The organism is Pedobacter sp. GQ55 (genome assembly GCF_059758925.1).
The window spans coordinates 566,855-583,852 of sequence record NZ_JCAXEI010000002.1 but is presented as its reverse complement, the minus strand read 5'-3'; the positions used below and the strand labels follow the sequence as shown (position 1 = coordinate 583,852).

General features: G+C 36.8%; 16 protein-coding genes. 4 read left to right on the top strand and 12 right to left on the bottom strand.

Annotated elements, in window-relative coordinates:
- Positions 1-124: 124 nt before the first annotated feature.
- The 3 genes from AC6CH7_RS07410 to tgt are packed head-to-tail and all read right to left on the bottom strand — an operon-like array spanning position 125 to position 3,255.
- Positions 125-1,021, bottom strand: coding sequence for a DMT family transporter (locus tag AC6CH7_RS07410; protein ID WP_498262071.1), 897 nt, complete (start codon positions 1,019-1,021; stop codon positions 125-127).
- A complete protein-coding gene (locus AC6CH7_RS07405; RefSeq protein WP_498262070.1) occupies positions 1,021-2,124 on the bottom strand; it encodes an LptF/LptG family permease in 1,104 nt (367 codons plus the stop codon). Before AC6CH7_RS07405 ends, AC6CH7_RS07410 begins: the two co-directional genes overlap by 1 nt.
- Positions 2,125-3,255: a tRNA guanosine(34) transglycosylase Tgt gene (gene tgt / locus AC6CH7_RS07400; RefSeq protein WP_498262069.1), complete on the bottom strand. Its 1,131-nt coding sequence runs from the start codon at positions 3,253-3,255 to the stop codon at positions 2,125-2,127.
- Positions 3,256-3,426: 171 nt separating this feature from the next.
- Between tgt and AC6CH7_RS07395 the strand changes: the two genes are divergently transcribed.
- Positions 3,427-4,548 (top strand): glycosyltransferase, encoded by a 1,122-nt coding sequence (locus AC6CH7_RS07395; RefSeq protein ID WP_498262068.1) that lies wholly within the window; start codon positions 3,427-3,429, stop codon positions 4,546-4,548.
- Complete coding sequence (gene rsmG, locus AC6CH7_RS07390) at positions 4,539-5,171, top strand: 16S rRNA (guanine(527)-N(7))-methyltransferase RsmG (RefSeq protein WP_498262067.1); 633 nt, start codon at positions 4,539-4,541, stop codon at positions 5,169-5,171. Before AC6CH7_RS07395 ends, rsmG begins: the two co-directional genes overlap by 10 nt.
- A 24-nt stretch (positions 5,172-5,195) precedes the next feature.
- On the opposite strand, the gene AC6CH7_RS07385 is transcribed toward rsmG, so the two are convergent.
- From AC6CH7_RS07385 to AC6CH7_RS07370, 4 genes are read right to left on the bottom strand one after another with little or no spacing between them, the layout of a single operon-like run.
- The gene (locus AC6CH7_RS07385) at positions 5,196-5,642 is read right to left on the bottom strand and encodes a TlpA family protein disulfide reductase (RefSeq protein WP_498262353.1); all 447 of its coding nucleotides are present in this window, start codon (positions 5,640-5,642) and stop codon (positions 5,196-5,198) included.
- Positions 5,643-5,649: 7 nt separating this feature from the next.
- Positions 5,650-5,991: a hypothetical protein gene (locus AC6CH7_RS07380; RefSeq protein ID WP_498262066.1), complete on the bottom strand. Its 342-nt coding sequence runs from the start codon at positions 5,989-5,991 to the stop codon at positions 5,650-5,652.
- 28 nt (positions 5,992-6,019) lie between these two features.
- Positions 6,020-7,492, bottom strand: a complete 1,473-nt coding sequence (locus AC6CH7_RS07375) for a M56 family metallopeptidase (protein WP_498262065.1) — start codon at positions 7,490-7,492, stop codon at positions 6,020-6,022.
- Entirely contained in the window at positions 7,489-7,824 is a 336-nt protein-coding gene (locus tag AC6CH7_RS07370; RefSeq protein WP_498262352.1) for a BlaI/MecI/CopY family transcriptional regulator, read from the bottom strand. The genes AC6CH7_RS07375 and AC6CH7_RS07370 overlap by 4 nt, the downstream gene beginning before the upstream one ends.
- 252 nt (positions 7,825-8,076) lie before the next feature.
- Between AC6CH7_RS07370 and AC6CH7_RS07365 the strand changes: the two genes are divergently transcribed.
- Both AC6CH7_RS07365 and AC6CH7_RS07360 read left to right on the top strand, forming a co-directional pair.
- Entirely contained in the window at positions 8,077-8,202 is a 126-nt protein-coding gene (locus tag AC6CH7_RS07365) for a hypothetical protein (protein ID WP_498262351.1), read from the top strand.
- Positions 8,203-8,563: 361 nt separating this feature from the next.
- The gene (locus AC6CH7_RS07360; protein ID WP_498262064.1) at positions 8,564-9,925 is read left to right on the top strand and encodes a pyridoxal-phosphate dependent enzyme; all 1,362 of its coding nucleotides are present in this window, start codon (positions 8,564-8,566) and stop codon (positions 9,923-9,925) included.
- 102 nt (positions 9,926-10,027) lie between these two features.
- On the opposite strand, the gene murA is transcribed toward AC6CH7_RS07360, so the two are convergent.
- From murA to AC6CH7_RS07335, 5 genes are all read right to left on the bottom strand, one after another.
- The gene (gene murA / locus AC6CH7_RS07355; RefSeq protein ID WP_294874950.1) at positions 10,028-11,353 is read right to left on the bottom strand and encodes a UDP-N-acetylglucosamine 1-carboxyvinyltransferase; all 1,326 of its coding nucleotides are present in this window, start codon (positions 11,351-11,353) and stop codon (positions 10,028-10,030) included.
- A gap of 38 nt (positions 11,354-11,391) precedes the next feature.
- Entirely contained in the window at positions 11,392-12,063 is a 672-nt protein-coding gene (locus tag AC6CH7_RS07350; RefSeq protein WP_048906902.1) for a DUF4290 domain-containing protein, read from the bottom strand.
- A 133-nt stretch (positions 12,064-12,196) separates the two neighbouring features.
- The gene (locus AC6CH7_RS07345) at positions 12,197-14,521 is read right to left on the bottom strand and encodes an ATP-dependent helicase (RefSeq protein WP_498262063.1); all 2,325 of its coding nucleotides are present in this window, start codon (positions 14,519-14,521) and stop codon (positions 12,197-12,199) included.
- A gap of 191 nt (positions 14,522-14,712) precedes the next feature.
- Positions 14,713-16,245, bottom strand: a complete 1,533-nt coding sequence (locus tag AC6CH7_RS07340) for a PH domain-containing protein (RefSeq protein ID WP_498262062.1) — start codon at positions 16,243-16,245, stop codon at positions 14,713-14,715.
- 2 nt (positions 16,246-16,247) lie between these two features.
- Positions 16,248-16,763, bottom strand: a complete 516-nt coding sequence (locus AC6CH7_RS07335; protein WP_498262061.1) for a PH domain-containing protein — start codon at positions 16,761-16,763, stop codon at positions 16,248-16,250.
- Positions 16,764-16,998 lie beyond the last annotated feature (235 nt).

Sequence of the window (16,998 nt, the reverse complement as noted above, 5' to 3'; positions counted from 1 at the left end):
TATACAGAAATGAGAAATATTCCGGGATAAAATACTTGCGAAATGTGTCGTGTGTTGAGGGAGAATTGACTTGAATTTGGGGTTTAAGACGCCCCTCCTATCTCCTGTTCGAAAAGGTGATTTGCTACTGTAAATTCTTTCTTTTTTTGTAGATAGGATAAAGGAAAACTGAACCTAAAATGAGTGCCGCCCCGAGGTAAAATCCGGACGACATTGCCTCTTTAGTTCCAAAGAAAATGAAGGCTAAAAGGATGCCATAAACAGGTTCAAGATTAGTGATGAGTGCTACCCTAAAAGCCGACAAAGTTCGCATCACAGATACGCCGGCAACGTATGCAAGTGCGGTGCAAATGGTGCCCAAAACGGTAAGGTAAATCCAGTCGGTCACGCTTAAATTGAACGCCTCGGTAAGTAAGCTTTGGTCGGCAAAACGATACAAAGTGATCCAGAAAAAGGCACCTGCAATCTCATAAAATCCAATGATTTTATGGTCGCTCTTTTGAACCAAAGTAGAATTTATGGTGGCAAATAAGCTGGATGCAAGGGCCGAAGTAAGCCCGAAAATGATGCCTAAAGTATACTTCGACTCGAATTTAAAGATCAGATATATGCCTAAAATGATGATTAAGCCGACGATGACATCAGGTATCAGGATTCGTTGTTTCTTTATTAGAGGCTCTAAAATAGCCGTAAAAAGGGTAAAAGAAGAGAGGCATACCAGCGTTACAGATACTGTAGAAACCTTGATGGCATGAAAGAATAATATCCAGTGTATGGCCACTATACTGCCGGTAAAGAAGAACTGTAAAAACTGCTTTTTGGTTACTTTAACACTGGTTTTGGTAGCCATAAAGTAGATAAACAGGGTTATGCTCGCTATCATTACTCTATACCATACCATTTGTACCGCATCTATTGATATTAATGCCCCCAGGATGCCCGTAAAGCCCCATATGAACACAGTAAAATGCAGGATTAATAGGTTTCTGGTTACAGATGTTTCTGATGTAACCGGGGTCATTATTTAGGCGCTTTTCTCAGTAAATAATAGCCCAGCAGACCAAAAAATATTGTAGGTGCCAGCACTGCAAATAGTGGAGAAGTGCCTCCTTTTAGAGAGAACATTTTGGCAAATTGGTTCATTACAATATACCCAAAGCTTAATAATATGCCTATTCCAAGGGGTAAGCCAACACCTCCACGAACCTTTCTGGAAGATAATGCAACACCTATGAGGGTTAAAACAAACGCAGAAAGGGGGTGTAGGTAGCGTTTATATTGCTCAAATAGTAGGTCATTCCAAATACCTGTACCTCTTATCTTTTCTTTTCTGATTTTATCTGATAACTCTTTGTTACTCAGGTTTTCAAATATATTGTCATAGGCTGAGAAATCATCTGGTCTCATATCCAATACAGTATCTTTAGGTTTTACTAATTCCCTTACAAAAGTCTCTTTAAGGCCATTAATATACCTTACAGAGTAGTTGGTTAGTTTCCATGATCTCTTTAAAGAATCGTACGATATTTCTTCTGCAACAAGCTTTTTTGTCAATACATCCCCTTTGAAATTATCTAATGAGAACCTGCTTCCTTTCTTTGTTTTATTGTCAAAACTATCCATGTAGATGTACGTATTTGCATCTAATTTCATGTGGATATTGTTCTTGCTTGGCGATGCATTCTTCTTTACGTAAGTATTCTCAAAGCTGTTTTTAAGCTGATTTGTATAAGGCAGAATGAAAAGATTAGAAGCTAGATTTAGTGAAAATATGATAAATGCTGATATGAAATAAGGTAAAAGGAAGCGGTTAAAGCTTACTCCACCACTTAGGATAGGCACAATTTCGGTTTGATCAGCCATCTTTGCTGTAAAGAAGATTACCGCAATAAAATTGATCAATGGCGAGAGCATGTTAACGTAAAAAGGGATTGAACCTGCATAATACAGGGTTACAACCTGCCAAAAAGTAAGGTTTGCGCTTAGAAAATCGTCTAGCTTTTCCGACAAGTCAAAAATAACGATGATCACTACAAATAAGGTCAGGGTGTACAGAAACGTACCCAGATACTTACTGATAATGTACCAGTCGATGATTTTAACCCTGTCTTTTAAGAAACTCATTTATAATTTATTCCCTAAGATAGTTACCATTTTGTTTTTCCATGCATAAAACTCACCTGCAATGATTTTTTCACGGGCTTGTTTAACCAACCAAAGATAGAAATGTAGGTTGTGCAAGGTAGCTATTTGTGCACCCAGGATCTCTTTTGAATGCATTAAGTGTCTTAAGTATGCTTTTGAATATACCTGGTCTGCATGCAGGTCACTCTCGGCCTCAATTGGCGAGAAATCATTTGCCCACTTCTTATTACCTATATTAATGATGCCATTTTTAGTGAAAAGCATACCATTTCTGGCATTTCTTGTAGGCATTACACAGTCAAACATATCTACACCTAACGCAATATTCTCTAAAATATTGATAGGAGTGCCTACACCCATTAAATAACGAGGCTTTTCGTATGGTAAAATATCACATACTATTTCAGTCATCCCATACATTTCTTCGGCAGGTTCACCAACAGAAAGGCCGCCTATTGCATTGCCCTCACGGTCCATAGATGCAATAAATTCAGCAGATTTTTTCCGTAGGTCTTTATAGACTGAACCCTGTACAATAGGGAAAAGTGTTTGGTTAAAGCCATATTTTGGCTCTGTTGAGTCAAAACGTGCACAGCAGCGCTTTAACCAGCGATGGGTCATGTTAATAGAAGATGCTGCATATTTATAATCGCAGGGATACGGTGTACATTCATCAAACGCCATGATAATGTCGGCCCCGATGGTACGTTGTATATCCATTGCATATTCAGGTGTAAATAGATGCTTTGAACCGTCGATATGTGAATTAAATGTAACGCCTTCTTCTTTAATTTTTCTTACTTTGCTCAAAGAATACACCTGATAGCCACCACTGTCGGTTAAAATAGGACGATCCCAGCCAATAAATTTGTGTAATCCACCGGCTTGTTCCAGTACATCTAACCCTGGTCTAAGATATAAATGGTAGGTGTTTCCAAGAATTATTTTGGCATCGATATCATTCTTAAGCTCTCTTTGATGTACTGCTTTAACTGTCCCTGCAGTACCTACAGGCATGAAAATTGGAGTTTGTATCTCTCCGTGATCCGTTGTAATTGTTCCTGCTCTTGCTTTTGAATGTATATCTTTTGCCTCTAAACTAAACTTCATCTGTGTATGTTTATTGTTTTTTGAATGGAGTAAGTTAGTGTGTAATCTTCCTCTACAAAAAATCAGGGCAAAAGTAGCAAAAAACCAGCTATTTACGGGCTAAAATTTTTATCAACATAAATGTGCATTACTGATTAAAAATGAGAAATTTGCCAGTTACAAAAATACATCGTGGAATTAACCTTAATTGAGAGTTGCCTGCTCGGCGCTTTAATCTTTTGCTTCTTAATACAGCTATATTTTAGCCTCTTTGTTCACTTAAAACTTGCGCTGGTAAAAGTCGATCCTATCCCCGAAACAGGTAGGAAGCCGCTAAGTGTTGTGATTTGCGCACGCAATGAAGTGAATAACCTTACAGAATACTTGCCTTCTGTTTTGGAGCAGAATTACCCTGATTATGAGGTTGTTGTTGTTAACGATAGGTCGTGGGATGGTACACGTGAATTATTGGAAACCTTTGAAAAACAATATAGGCACCTTAAAGTTGTTCAGGTAAATGAAGGAGAAAAGTTTATAGCCGGTAAGAAATTTGCAGTTACAATGGGTATTAAAGCAGCCATAAACGAATGGCTTGTTTTTACAGATGCCGATTGTTTGCCTGCCTCACAAGATTGGTTACTGGGTATGCAGCAACCTGCAAATGAGCATGTGGATATCCTTTTAGGTTACTCACCTTACATAAAAAAGAGAGGGATATTAAATGCTTTAATTCGTTTCGAGACATTTTTCACAGCAGTAAATTACCTTTCATTTGCATTAAAAGGTATGCCTTATATGGGGGTTGGCCGTAATATGGCATATAAGAAATCATTGTTTTTTAAGAAAAAAGGGTTTGCTGCACACATGCATATACCTTCGGGTGATGATGATCTTTTTGTAAACGCCCATGCAACCAGAAGTAATACAGCAATTTCTATTAATAAGGATGCTCATGTTTGGAGCGAGCCAAATACAAGCTTTGGTGCTTATCTGAGACAGAAGAAAAGACATTTTGGAGCAGGTAAAATGTATAAAGGAAAACATAAGTTCATCCTCTCGTCGCAGATTATTATTCAATTCCTGTTTTATGCTTTCTTTGTCGCATTGTTGTTCTTTAAGGCTACCTTATATATATCACTTGGTGTTTTTGTGTTGAGTATTATAATAAGGTGTTTTGTTTACCCACGCCTTTTAAAGCGATTAAGTTATGGTAATTTGAGCATTTGGTTTCCAGTTTTGGATATTCTATTGTTCATTTTTCTAGTGTTTAACGGCATTGTGTCTATATTTGTTAAAAAAGTACAGTGGAAATAAAGTCTACTCTAATACAGAAATATTTTAAGGAGCTAACTGATCAGCAGATAGCTCAGTTCGATCAATTGTACGAATTGTACAGTTTCTGGAATTCCCAGATCAATGTAATTTCAAGAAAAGATATTGATGAGTTATATGAACGCCATATCCTTCATTCGCTGGGAATTGCCAAATTTTGCATTTTCAAAGCAGGAGAACGAGTGTTGGATGTTGGTACCGGAGGTGGGTTTCCTGGTATTCCGCTAGCTATTCTTTTTCCCGAAACTCAATTCCATCTGGTTGATTCTATTGGTAAAAAGATTAAAGTGGTTACTGAGGTAGCTGCGGCATTGGGTTTAAAGAATGTTAAAGCGAGTCATTTAAGAGCTGAGCAGATTGCTGACAAGTACGATTTTGTGGTTTCCAGGGCGGTTACCAGGCTTATTGATTTTTATCCCTGGGTAAAAGGGAAGTTTAATAAAGACTCTAAAAATGCCATTCCTAATGGTATACTCTATTTAAAAGGTGGTGATTTAAAAGAAGAGATTGCTGAATCACAACTGAAAGCGGAATTATATCCGCTTTCAGCTTACTTTGAAGAAGAGTTTTTTGAAACAAAATACGTGGTTTATATACCGCAGTAAGGTTTAATTGGTAAGTCTGAAATCTTAAAGGGCAGCTTCCCTTTTTAGTTCTTTAAATATTAAGTCTGCATCTCCAACCCTGGCTACTAATCCTTTTTTATTGATAATAAGGTGCGTAGGGTATGTATTTATCTTTAAAATATTAGAAAGATAGGGTTCTTGATCGGGAACAACAGCATAGTCAAATCTGTTTTTTTTTAGAAAATCACGAAGGTTTTTTTTGTCGTCTAATGCAAGACTTACAAATAGAATATCTTTTCTGTTTTTATAATTCGCAACCAATTTGTTTAATCCTGGCATTTCCTGTCTGCAGGGAAGGCAAGCAACGAACCAAAATTTAAAGACCACTATTTTGCCTTTTGTGGATGCTTCATTGTATTTTTTACCATTTAGATCGACAAAATTAAAGTGAGGAAGTTTCTTTCCCTCTTTTTGATAATATTTGTAACGAGTTGCCCCATAGTCTTTAATGACAGCTCTAACGTCTGATTTTGGAAAGAGGCATTTTATAAAGTTTGTATATGATGGCCCCGTTGTTTGATATTAATCTTAGGGGAAGATAGCCGCCTGATGCTACTTTTTCTAAAAGCCGATCTTTAGTGATCGGCTTTAAAGTTTGATCGTAAGCAATGAAATCTTCTGATAATCTTAAGTAATCTCGATCATAATATAGCCAATGCATTACATCATCAAGAATTTTAGAAGGTTCAATAACTGGCTTTCCAACTTTTACTTGTTGCGCTTCCGCATGAATAAATAGTATTAGAAGTATCGAAGTACTTGCTAATATTAATTTTATTTTGGCTCTTGTGTTGATCATAAAGCTTTTTGATAAATCTATGAGGGGTTTAATCAGTTGGTTTTGCTTCGAAATTATTAGTACGATATCTAATTTCTCTTACGGTTTTGGCGCCTTCTTTTGTAGGTTTTCCCTCTAGTTTACTTGCTGCGGGGTTGTTTTTAGAAGGACCTAATTCGCCTCTACCAGCAAAAGTTGTTTTTTGCCCACTTATTACCTTAGCAGGTTCTCCATTCTTGCTATTTGAAACATTTTCGTCATTTACCCGAATGTTTATTGACTTTACCTCATCTTTCACTGGCTCAACAGGGGGTGGAGGAGGTGGTGGTACTGGTTTATCAGGAACTACAACTGGTGGCGGAAATTTTATTTTCTTAACTGATACAGCTTTTTTAGGAGCTTTGGGCGCATCAGGTGTTACTATTGGTGGTGGGAATTTTACTGTTCTAACTTTAGGCGGGGGTGGTACGACTGTGATTTTTGTTATCGGATCTCCTTTTGCTGTTTTAGATTTTGCATCTGATTTGATCCTAACTTTTTTAATACTCTCTACTTTTACTGGTTTTTCTAGCTTTTTTTTAATGTTTTCTACTTTAACTGGTTTTTGTTCCTGTAATACCGTTTTGGCAGACTCGTATTTCTCCGGATACAGGTCTATCATCGCATAATCTTTAGTAAACGCCATGGTGGATGCGCAGAGCATTCCTCCGGCAATTGGCAATGCAAACAGGAGTTTGAGCCGCGCTCTTCCCGTTGATTTTTCTTTGTTTAACATGTTAATTCTCCTTTTTAATATTGATTGATTGAATATTTGATTGGTAAGCTGATTGGGCACAATACCAAAGGAGTTTTGAATCAGAAACATCGCGTACTGATGTTTGTGGATGTCCTTATCTGTTGTGATGTCATCAGCGATGTATTCGTGCAGAAGTTTAATTTCTTTTTTAATGAAATAGGTAATGGGATTAAACCATGATACGATTTGAATGATTTCAAAGAAAATGATATCTAAACTATGTCTCTGCTGTATATGTACCATTTCATGTTTAAGAATGGTGTTTTTCTCCTGTACGGATGGATTTAAGAACAATAGGTTAAAAAAGGAGAAGGCAGCATGTGATTCACCTAGTTCTACGTATGTAATCTTTCCAGATTTCTGTTTTTTAGCGTTAATAGAAAGTAAAATGATCTTATATATACTCATTGCCATTTTTATCGCAAAAAATAAGGCCGTAAAGAGATAGCAATACATCAACAGATCGTTTACCGTAAGTGCGTTAGTTTTTTCGGTTACTGGTGCTAATTGAATAGCTAAGATCCTGACTTCCTTTTGATTGTTTAATAGATTATTTAGGTAGCCTACCTGCAAAAGTGGAATAATAAAAGCTATAATACTTGTTATAATAAGGTAATACCTATTTAAGGAATAGAAAGTTTCCTTATGCAAAAGCAAACGGTAGAACCCGTAAAACGCAGCTAAGTATAGATTAGCCTCCAGCAGATAGTACAACCAGTTCATCATTTCTTGTTTTTAAGTTTTTCAGCAAGTTGGATCAATTCGTCAAGCTCATCCATGTCCATGTTTTTCTCTTTTACAAGGAAGGATACCAGGCTCTGATAAGAATTTTCGAAGTAATTGTTCATTACTTTATCAAATGCGAAGTGTTTGTATTCGTCTTCAGTTATTATAGGAAAGTAGATATGGGTATTTCCAATTGCTTTATGATCAATAAATCCTTTGCCTTCTAATACTCTAATTACCGTTGATGCCGTATTGTATGCTGGTTTTGGTGGGGTCATTTTATCTATAACATCCTTTACCAAGCCCTCTTTTATTTCCCATAAAATTAGCATTACCTGTTCTTCCGCCTTTGTAAGTTCTCTCATTATGTATTAAATATTGTTGTTAATTAAAGTTACTACTATTTTTATAGTTTACAAACTATTTTTGTAGTTTGTTTTTAATTGATTGATTTACAGCTATATATTTTAGTGTGTTGGTTGGTAGGTAAATAAATATATAATTTAGCCCATGAGTTTAATCCACAAAATAGGCCTCACATTAAATGAGAGTATGGGGCATGTAACGGCCAAAAGTTTGCTGGAATATTTGGTAACGCAGAGGCTGTATTTAAAGCAAGTAGAAAAGAATTATTGCAAATTCCAGGAATTGGGCTTGCAACAGCAGATCAAATTCTGACTAATGACATTATTTGGGACGGGATGAAATAAAGACAAAAAACTGAGCAAACCCAATTGCTAATCGGACTCTCCAAATAAGAACAGAAAATTGTTGACCTTTTACAGGTATCGGATTTAAGGATCGATGACTGTCCATTCGGTCAGAAATTCCTCAAAGAGGCTCGCCATGCATTTGTTAAACCTTGAAATGCAGGGGATTCTGATTTCTTTACGAGGTAAAACATATAAATTGAGTGGTTAAGGTTTTGTGTTTACCTATATATTTCATTGTTTGTAAGTCTATTGGAGTACTAGATTAAAATAATATTCTATATTTTATGTTATTTCAATATTAAATTACGAATATTCATTTATAAATAAAATTCCAATCTTCAATCTGTATTTTTGTGTCATGTGGTACAACAATATTTTAGAAACCATTGGTAATACACCATTGGTAAAATTGAATAACATTACAAAGGATATTCCGGCTACGATATTGGCTAAAATTGAGACAACCAACCCTGGTAACTCAATAAAAGATCGTATGGCCGTTAAGATGATAGAAGACGCTGAAAAAAGTGGTAAACTGAAACCTGGCGGTACCATCATAGAGGGAACATCCGGGAATACCGGTATGGGGTTAGCTATGGCTGCCATTATAAAAGGTTACAAGTGTATTTTTACTACTACCGACAAGCAATCAAAAGAAAAGGTAGATGCTTTGCGTGCGTTTGGTGCAGAGGTAATAGTATGTCCAACTAACGTTGAACCCGAAGATCCAAGGTCTTATTATTCGGTATCTACACGTTTAGAGCGTGAGGTTCCAAACTCATGGAAGCCCAACCAGTATGATAATTTATCTAACTCGCAGGCCCATTATGAGCAAACTGGCCCTGAAATTTGGGCGCAAACTGAAGGAAAGATCACTCACTTGATAGTGGGTGTTGGTACAGGAGGCACAATTTCTGGTACCGGGAAATACCTTAAAGAACAGAACCCTAATATTAAGGTTTGGGGCATTGATACTTATGGGTCGGTTTTTAAGAAATATAAAGAGACCGGAATATTTGATAAAAATGAGGTCTATCCTTATATAACTGAGGGTATTGGAGAAGATTTTCTTCCTAAAAATGTAGATTTTGATATCATCGACCTTTTTGAAAAGGTAACAGATAAAGATGCGGCTTTAATGACCCGTGATATAGCACGCAAAGAGGGGATTTTTGTTGGTAATTCAGCAGGTTCTGCAGTTGCCGGACTGCTGCAATTAAAAGGTAAACTGAAGCCTGAAGATGTTGTTGTGATCATATTTCATGATCATGGCAGCAGATATATGGGAAAAATGTACAATGAGGATTGGTTAAGGGAGCGTGGCTTTTTGAAAGACGAAAAGCTTACTGCTGCTACTATTATCGATAAAAAAGACAAAACAGAAATTGTAACTATTGATTGTGAAAAGACTATTCTTGAAGCAATTAATACAATGCATATGTTAAATATATCGCAGATTCCTGTTACGCAAAAAGAAATGGTTGTTGGTAAGCTGGCCGAAGGTGATATTTTAAAGGCTTTAATGGAAAATCCATCACTTAAATCAGCTAAGGTTCAGGAGATTATGTCATCCGGATTTCCTTTTGTTGACCTCAACACATCAATTGACAGGATTTCTGCGTTAATAAATATAGAAAACAGCGCGGTACTGGTTGAGACTGAGGGAGGTAAGATTGAGATTATCACCCAGTATGATATTATTAATGCTATTTCTGCTTAAATAAGCAACCGAGACAAAAACCACTATACAGTAAAAAAGCCCCAATTGGGGCTTTTTTACTGTATAGTGTATATGCTAAATAGCATAATAAACTACAAAAAATTAGTGAGAAGGAGCAGAAGCTTCGATACGTTTAATTTGTGCACCTAATGCACGTAAACGAATGTCAATGTCTTGATAGCCACGCTCAATCTGCTCAATATTAAAGATGGTAGATTTTCCTTCAGCAGATAGGGCTGCAATTAATAAAGAAACTCCGGCACGTATATCAGGAGAAGTCATGCTGATACCTCTAAGTTTATATTTCTTGTCAATGCCGTTAACTGTTGCTCTATGCGGATCGCAAAGAATGATCTGGGCACCCATATCAATCAATTTATCAACAAAAAACAGTCTGCTTTCGAACATTTTCTGGTGAATAAGCACGTTTCCTCTTGCTTGTGTAGCAATAACCAACACAATGCTTAAAAGATCCGGAGTAAAGCCCGGCCATGGAGAATCGGCAATAGTAAGCATTGAACCATCTATAAATGACTCAATTACATAATGTTTTTGAGAAGGAATATAGATGTCATCACCTCGTAATTCAAATTTGATACCCAGCTTTCTGAATACATCAGGAATTACACCAAGCTCAGAATAGCACACGTTTTTTATGGTGATTTCAGACTCGGTCATTGCTGCTAAACCTATGAATGAACCAATTTCAATCATATCAGGAAGCATTCTGTGTTCAGTGCCACCTAGTTTTTCTACGCCTTCAATAGTAAGCAGGTTAGAGCCAACACCGGTGATTTTTGCACCCATGCGGTTCAGCATTTTACAAAGTTGTTGCAGGTAAGGCTCACATGCCGCATTATATATGGTAGTAGTACCTTTGGCAAGTACAGCCGCCATAACGATATTGGCAGTTCCTGTTACAGAAGCTTCATCTAATAATATATATGCGCCTTTAAGATTTGTAGCATCTACATTAAAAAACTCTTTTTTAGAGTCGTACACAAACTTAGCACCTAATTTTTCAAAGCCTAAAAAGTGGGTATCTAATCTTCTTCTGCCTATTTTATCGCCTCCCGGCTTAGGAATTGCAGCAGTACCAAAACGGCCTAAAAGTGGGCCAACTATCATGATGGAGCCTCTTAAGCCACCGCCTTTAGCTTTAAAAGCGTCGGATAAGAAGAATTTAAGGTCAATGTTTTTAGCTTCGAAGGTGTAAGTGTCTTTAGATAAGCGCTCTACGGTTACCCCCATATCGCCCAGCAATTCAATAAGCTTGTTTACATCTTTGATATCTGGAATATTACTGATGGTAATTTTCTGATCTGTTAATAAAACAGCAGCAATGATCTGTAAGGCCTCATTTTTTGCTCCCTGAGGATGAATTTCACCCTTTAACTTCTTTCCACCAATTATTTCAAATGCGTTCATACTACTGTTAAGGATCTAAATACTAAAATTGGTAAGAATTAATGTCTCTGCTTAGGGTTATTGTTACGTTGCTGACGGTTGTTATTATTTTGTCTGCCTTTATTGTTATTGTTGTTTCTACCGCGGTTGTTGTTATTTGTAGGTCTGCTTACAACAGGCTTAAATTCAACTTTGTTTAGGTTAACATTGTCATCCAGTTCAAGCTGACCACCAGATAGTTCACGTAAATTTTTGAAGATTGTTTCATCAGCTACGCTATCTTTATTCCAGGTAACATAGGCCATTTTCATGAAGTTTGCTATGCCTTGTACCATAGCAGCTCTGCGTTCTGGTTCATCAACAGCTTTAGCCTTTTCAATCATTACTTCAACTGTTTTGCCGTAATGCTTGTATTTGATTTTTTGCTGAGGATATCCAATGTGGTCAGGTTTTATTAAGGCTGCTTCAGGAGTAGGCTTAGGATAAGGGCTGTCCACATCTATTTGATATCCAGATATGATGTGTAAATGGTCCCAAAGTTTATGTTTAAAATCGGCAACATCGCGCAAATGAGGATTTAAGAATCCCATTAAGTCGATTACTGCTTGTGCATATTTATTGCGTTCTTCTCGATCGGGTAATTCAATAATGTACTTAACCATGTTTTGTACATTACGGCCATATTCGGCCAGAATTAATTCGTTTCTAGTGGTATTATAGTCGAAATTCATTTAATTTATTTCTATCAAGTAGTCGTTCAGGAATAACGGCTAAATTTCAATTTTTATATAATTCTCGTTATTGATTATTTATAAGCCTTATGATTCTCTGCCTAAGTTAATACAGATTTAGCAAATATATATCTTATTTAACAATTCGCAATTTAGCAAATTTTAATAATAACTGCTTATTACCCAGTCCCTGAAAAAATACAGTTGCTTTTACGTCAGGTAATGTACCTTCTAAGGCAACTATTTTACCGAAACCGAACTTTTCATGCTCCACATCCATGCCATTTTGGAATAGATTGGCGGCATCAGGAGCGAAACCAGGTGTTGGTACGTGTGCCTTTGGGAGCAATGAGGTAGTTTTCGGACGAGGGGCGGGGGAGCTAGTTCCTGTAGCTGTACCCGAACCTGAGCTTGACATTGCAGGTTTTGGTTTGCTAAAGCTATCCCTTTGCTGTGTCCAGCTTCTACGTTCGCCATCAAAACTGTCTTGTCCTAAATTGCTTTTAGCTGGTTTTACCACTTCAATTTCTAAATAGCGGGCATTAATTTCATTTATGAACCGACTTGGTTCACAATTGGTTAAAGTTCCCCAACGGTATCTGGAAGTAGCATAAGTTAAAGTCAGCTTTTTCTCTGCCCTTGTTATGGCAACATAAAATAATCGTCGTTCTTCCTCCAGGTCGGTACGCGAATTTAAACTCATTTGCGAGGGGAACAGATTTTCTTCTAATCCTACTACAAATACGTTTTTAAACTCCAATCCTTTTGCAGAGTGTATGGTCATTAACGAAACAGTTTCTTTATCTTTTTCATCCTGTCTATCGTCATTGGTTAACAACGCGATATCCTGCATAAAAATAGCAAGGCTTCTGTCTTCAATATCTTCACGCTCAGCAAATTCTTTGATACCATTTAGTAACTCCTGAATGTTTTCGTATCTGCTGCGACCTTCAATACTATCGTCAGTATGTAATTCTTTTAATATGCCTGAGTGCTGTGCAATATAGAGTGCGGTTTCGTACGCATCCAATTTTTTAGATTCTGCAGCAAAGCTTTGTATCAGCATGGCAAAATCATTCAATTGGTTTGCTATTCTTCCTTCTATATACTGTTGTGGACTGCATATTACCTGCCACATGGTGATGTCATGCTTATCGGCGGCAACTATGATCTTCTCAACCGTAGTATCACCAAGTCCGCGACGAGGGTAATTAATTACTCTTTTTATAGCCTCTTCATCACTAGGATTAAAGGTTAAACGGAAATAGGCAATTAAATCCTTTATCTCTTTACGTTGATAGAAGGAGAGGCCTCCGTATATTTTATAAGGAACATTTAGTTTCCTTAAAGCCTCCTCCATAGCCCTTGATTGGGCATTTGTTCTATATAGGATGGCGAAATCGTTAAACTTAAGTCCTTTTGAACTGCGATCCTGAACAATAGCTTCGGCAACCAGTTTACCTTCTTCGTTATCTGTAAATGCGCGCTGAACTTTAATTCTATCGCCAGCTTCATTGTCAGAAAATACATTCTTCTCCAGCTGATTTTTGTTATTTGCGATGATGCTGTTGGCTACCTCAACAATGTTTTGTGTAGAGCGGTAGTTCTGCTCTAATTTGTAGACCTGCAACTCAGGATAATCACGCTCAAAGTTTAATATATTCTGAATGTTTGCACCCCTAAAGGCATAGATACTTTGGGCATCATCACCTACAACACATATGTTTTGGTATGCAGCAGCCAGTTTTTTTACAATTGTATATTGCGAAAAGTTAGTATCCTGGTACTCATCAACCATTAGGTATTTAAATTTCTGCTGGTATTTATTTAGTACATCCGGATGGTTTTTAAGCAGGACATTGGTTTTGAAAAGTAAATCATCAAAATCCATTGCTCCGGCTTTAAAACACCGTTTAGTATATGTTTCATAAATAGAACCCATTAAAGGGCGTTTATTGCTGACATCTTCAGCCTGAATTTCAGCGCTTTGAAGATACTCTGAATAAGAAACCAGGTTGTTTTTAGCAGATGAAATCCTGTTGTAAACAAAGTTGGGGTTATACAATTTGTCATCAAGCTGCATCTCTTTTAATATAGATCTGATCAGACTTTTACTGTCGTCCGTATCATATATTGTAAAGTTAGATGGATACCCAATTTTTTCAGCTTCAACCCTTAATATCTTGGAAAATACAGAGTGAAAAGTGCCCATCCAGATGTTTTTTGCTTCTGGGCCAACTACTTTCATAATCCTCTCACGCATATCTTTAGACGCCTTATTGGTAAAGGTAAGTACAAGGATATTAAAAGGATCCACACCCTTTTCAATCAGGTGGGCTACTCTATATGTAATTACACGTGTTTTACCGGAACCAGCACCTGCAACTATCATTGCCGGGCCTTGTGTGTTTTCTACTGCTGCGCGTTGTTGGGGGTTTAAACCTGCTAAATAATCCAAAATCCGTTCCTGTTTCTGCTTTTAGGGTATAATATTTAAGATATAATCTTTTTAGGTTACAAAGCTACATTTTTTAGGAGTTGTTTCAAAAAGTATCTGGTACTGTTTCCAATTGTTGCAGAGGAAAGTTTATAGTATGAGCGATCTCGTCCTTTTAGATTTGACCAACAGTCTAGAATCTAAAAAACAAATTACATCCAATCTTTTTTGGAAACCTCGATCTTATACGTCCAATAGTTTACAAGACTTTTAATGTGAGTGTAGTTTCCATATTTGAAGTGAATTACACCGGCTGCGGTATGGATGATTAAATGCCCCGTGTCTGCAGCTTTATGCCAAAAATATTGTTTGGCAGTTATTGCCTGGATTTTATGGGGCTCAATGATCTCGTGTTCCACATCCCAGATCCCACTTTTTTTAATGATGAAATGCTCATCAACATATAATCTGTGGCGCTTGAATTCGAAATACAGCATTGTGCCAACCACTATTATATAAGGTACAACCATAAATAAATAGTTTCTGAGAAAGGGGAGGGCATAGCTGATTAACAATACAAATAGTAATATTGGAAACACAATCCAGATCATGGTTTGCAGAAAGATGAAACGGTAGTTTGGTTTTAGTTCTGCACCTTTTGTTGCTGCCCTACTAAGAATCATCTTTAAAACTTCATTACGCTCTATTTCGCTGCAACCGGGTATTTCAATGTCCGATTTTTTACTGTCTTCCTTATCAGCAGAATCAAATGAAGCCTGCTTAATTTTCATGTTCAGCAGATCGAATTTTTTCTGGAAATAATTCTGACTGTAGGCACTTAACTGAACTTTATTAGGAGTTAGCAATACATTTTTGTGCGTAAATAGGCCGGAACTGACAGCGAGCGCACCTTTTTGCTTAATGATTTTAAAGTTGAAATACTTTACAAATGTTCTGATGATGTTTGTTGCCAGGATGATAATTAGAGCAAATACCACCACAAAACACAAAGAGAAAAGGGTGATGCCTTTGCTGAGCATCTGAGTGAATTGTTCCCTTTCTATTTCCAACGCGTCTGTATAGTCTTTAAACAATTGGAAAGCTCCGAAAATAAAACCTGTTAATAATAACAAACTGGCTCCATAATTAGTGGTTATACCTATTTTAAGCAGTGTATTGGTGCTTAGTTTAAGAAGAGGCGAAGTGGACTCTACAACCTGATTGTCTGCTTGAATATTACTGGTTTCGCTCTCTGCCAGGTCACGACTCAATAGCTTTTGCTTAAGAATAGTCGCTGTAGCATGATCTATAGCTTTAATACTTGCTTCTTTCTTTTCGCTTCCAGCCGTGTCAATTTCCAGACTATACACCCCAACAACCTGCTGTAACAGGTTCTGATTTATATTTACCTGCTGTATTTTATTGAGTTGAATAGTGAGGGAGGTTTTGCTGAAAATGCCACTATTGATAATGAATTCTTGCCTCTTCTCGTCCAGAAAAAAAGTGAATTTTTGATAGCTGAAATAAGCAAATAGTGCCAGAATTATTGTTAACAAACATAAAAAAGCAATCAGTATCAGTGCCAGGTTGCCCGAATCTTTTGATTTAACTATAATTAAGATAAGAGGAAGTGCCAAAGCCCTAACTACCTTTTGAAAACTATTGGCAAACATGATAATAATACCTGAAGCTGATTGTTTTCTGGGCGCTGAAAAATCGTATGTTATATTAGGTTCTTCAGACATCGTTAATCAGCCTCATTTATCTGCTTCATGAGTAATTCTTTAATGCTTTTTGCATTGTCTATCTCAATTCCTGGAATATGTAAACTACCCGAGCTTCCTCCGGCAGTAAAAATTCTTAATTCGCCTAAGCCGTATATTCTTGAAAATAAGCCTTCGTCTAAAGCAATGTGTTGTATTCTGGAAAAAGGAACAATAGTGGTTGATAAGGCAATAATTCCGCTGGTGTATAGAATGTCTTTTTCTCGAACTGCAAATCCTCGTTTTTTAAAGCTGGCTCTGTACAAAATGAATAACAGGACTGCAAACACGATATAAATGCCAAGTAACACATACAGGTAAGCTCTTGCATTGGCATTAAGTATTAGTAGTGTAGCCAATCCAGCCGCTACGATAAATAGGAATAAAAAGATATTGATGAGCATTACATTCCAGTACTTGCTGTTTAGTGGGTTTAGATGTACTTCTTCATACTTGGGTAATGAATCTGTATTTATGGTTTCATTAGTGAATTCCGTCATTCCTGCTTTTTTGATGATGTACTGAACGAAGTTAGGGAATTATTTTTCTTGTCAACAATAGCCATCACAAAACAATCGAAGTATTGTTGCCTAAATAAATTTGAAATAATAGTTGCGACTATGTAACATAATAGTTACCTTTACCGTGAGAGCGTTAATTTAAGGGGGTAAGCAGAAATGTTTATCCCTTTTCTTTTTAATGCCATTCTAAAAAAGTATTTCAGCTAAGTATAAA

Bases quoted from the DNA above. Each gene is read 5' to 3' on its own strand.
- AC6CH7_RS07410 (WP_498262071.1), bottom strand. From the start codon at position 1,021: ATGACCCCGGTTACATCAGAAACATCTGTAACCAGAAACCTATTAATC.
- AC6CH7_RS07405 (WP_498262070.1), bottom strand. From the start codon at position 2,124: ATGAGTTTCTTAAAAGACAGGGTTAAAATCATCGACTGGTACATTATC.
- tgt (WP_498262069.1), bottom strand. From the start codon at position 3,255: ATGAAGTTTAGTTTAGAGGCAAAAGATATACATTCAAAAGCAAGAGCA.
- AC6CH7_RS07380 (WP_498262066.1), bottom strand. From the start codon at position 5,991: ATGATCAACACAAGAGCCAAAATAAAATTAATATTAGCAAGTACTTCG.
- AC6CH7_RS07375 (WP_498262065.1), bottom strand. From the start codon at position 7,492: ATGATGAACTGGTTGTACTATCTGCTGGAGGCTAATCTATACTTAGCT.
- AC6CH7_RS07370 (WP_498262352.1), bottom strand. From the start codon at position 7,824: ATGCTAATTTTATGGGAAATAAAAGAGGGCTTGGTAAAGGATGTTATA.
- AC6CH7_RS07360 (WP_498262064.1), top strand. From the start codon at position 8,564: ATGTGGTACAACAATATTTTAGAAACCATTGGTAATACACCATTGGTA.
- murA (WP_294874950.1), bottom strand. From the start codon at position 11,353: ATGAACGCATTTGAAATAATTGGTGGAAAGAAGTTAAAGGGTGAAATT.
- AC6CH7_RS07350 (WP_048906902.1), bottom strand. From the start codon at position 12,063: ATGAATTTCGACTATAATACCACTAGAAACGAATTAATTCTGGCCGAA.
- AC6CH7_RS07340 (WP_498262062.1), bottom strand. From the start codon at position 16,245: ATGTCTGAAGAACCTAATATAACATACGATTTTTCAGCGCCCAGAAAA.
- AC6CH7_RS07335 (WP_498262061.1), bottom strand. From the start codon at position 16,763: ATGACGGAATTCACTAATGAAACCATAAATACAGATTCATTACCCAAG.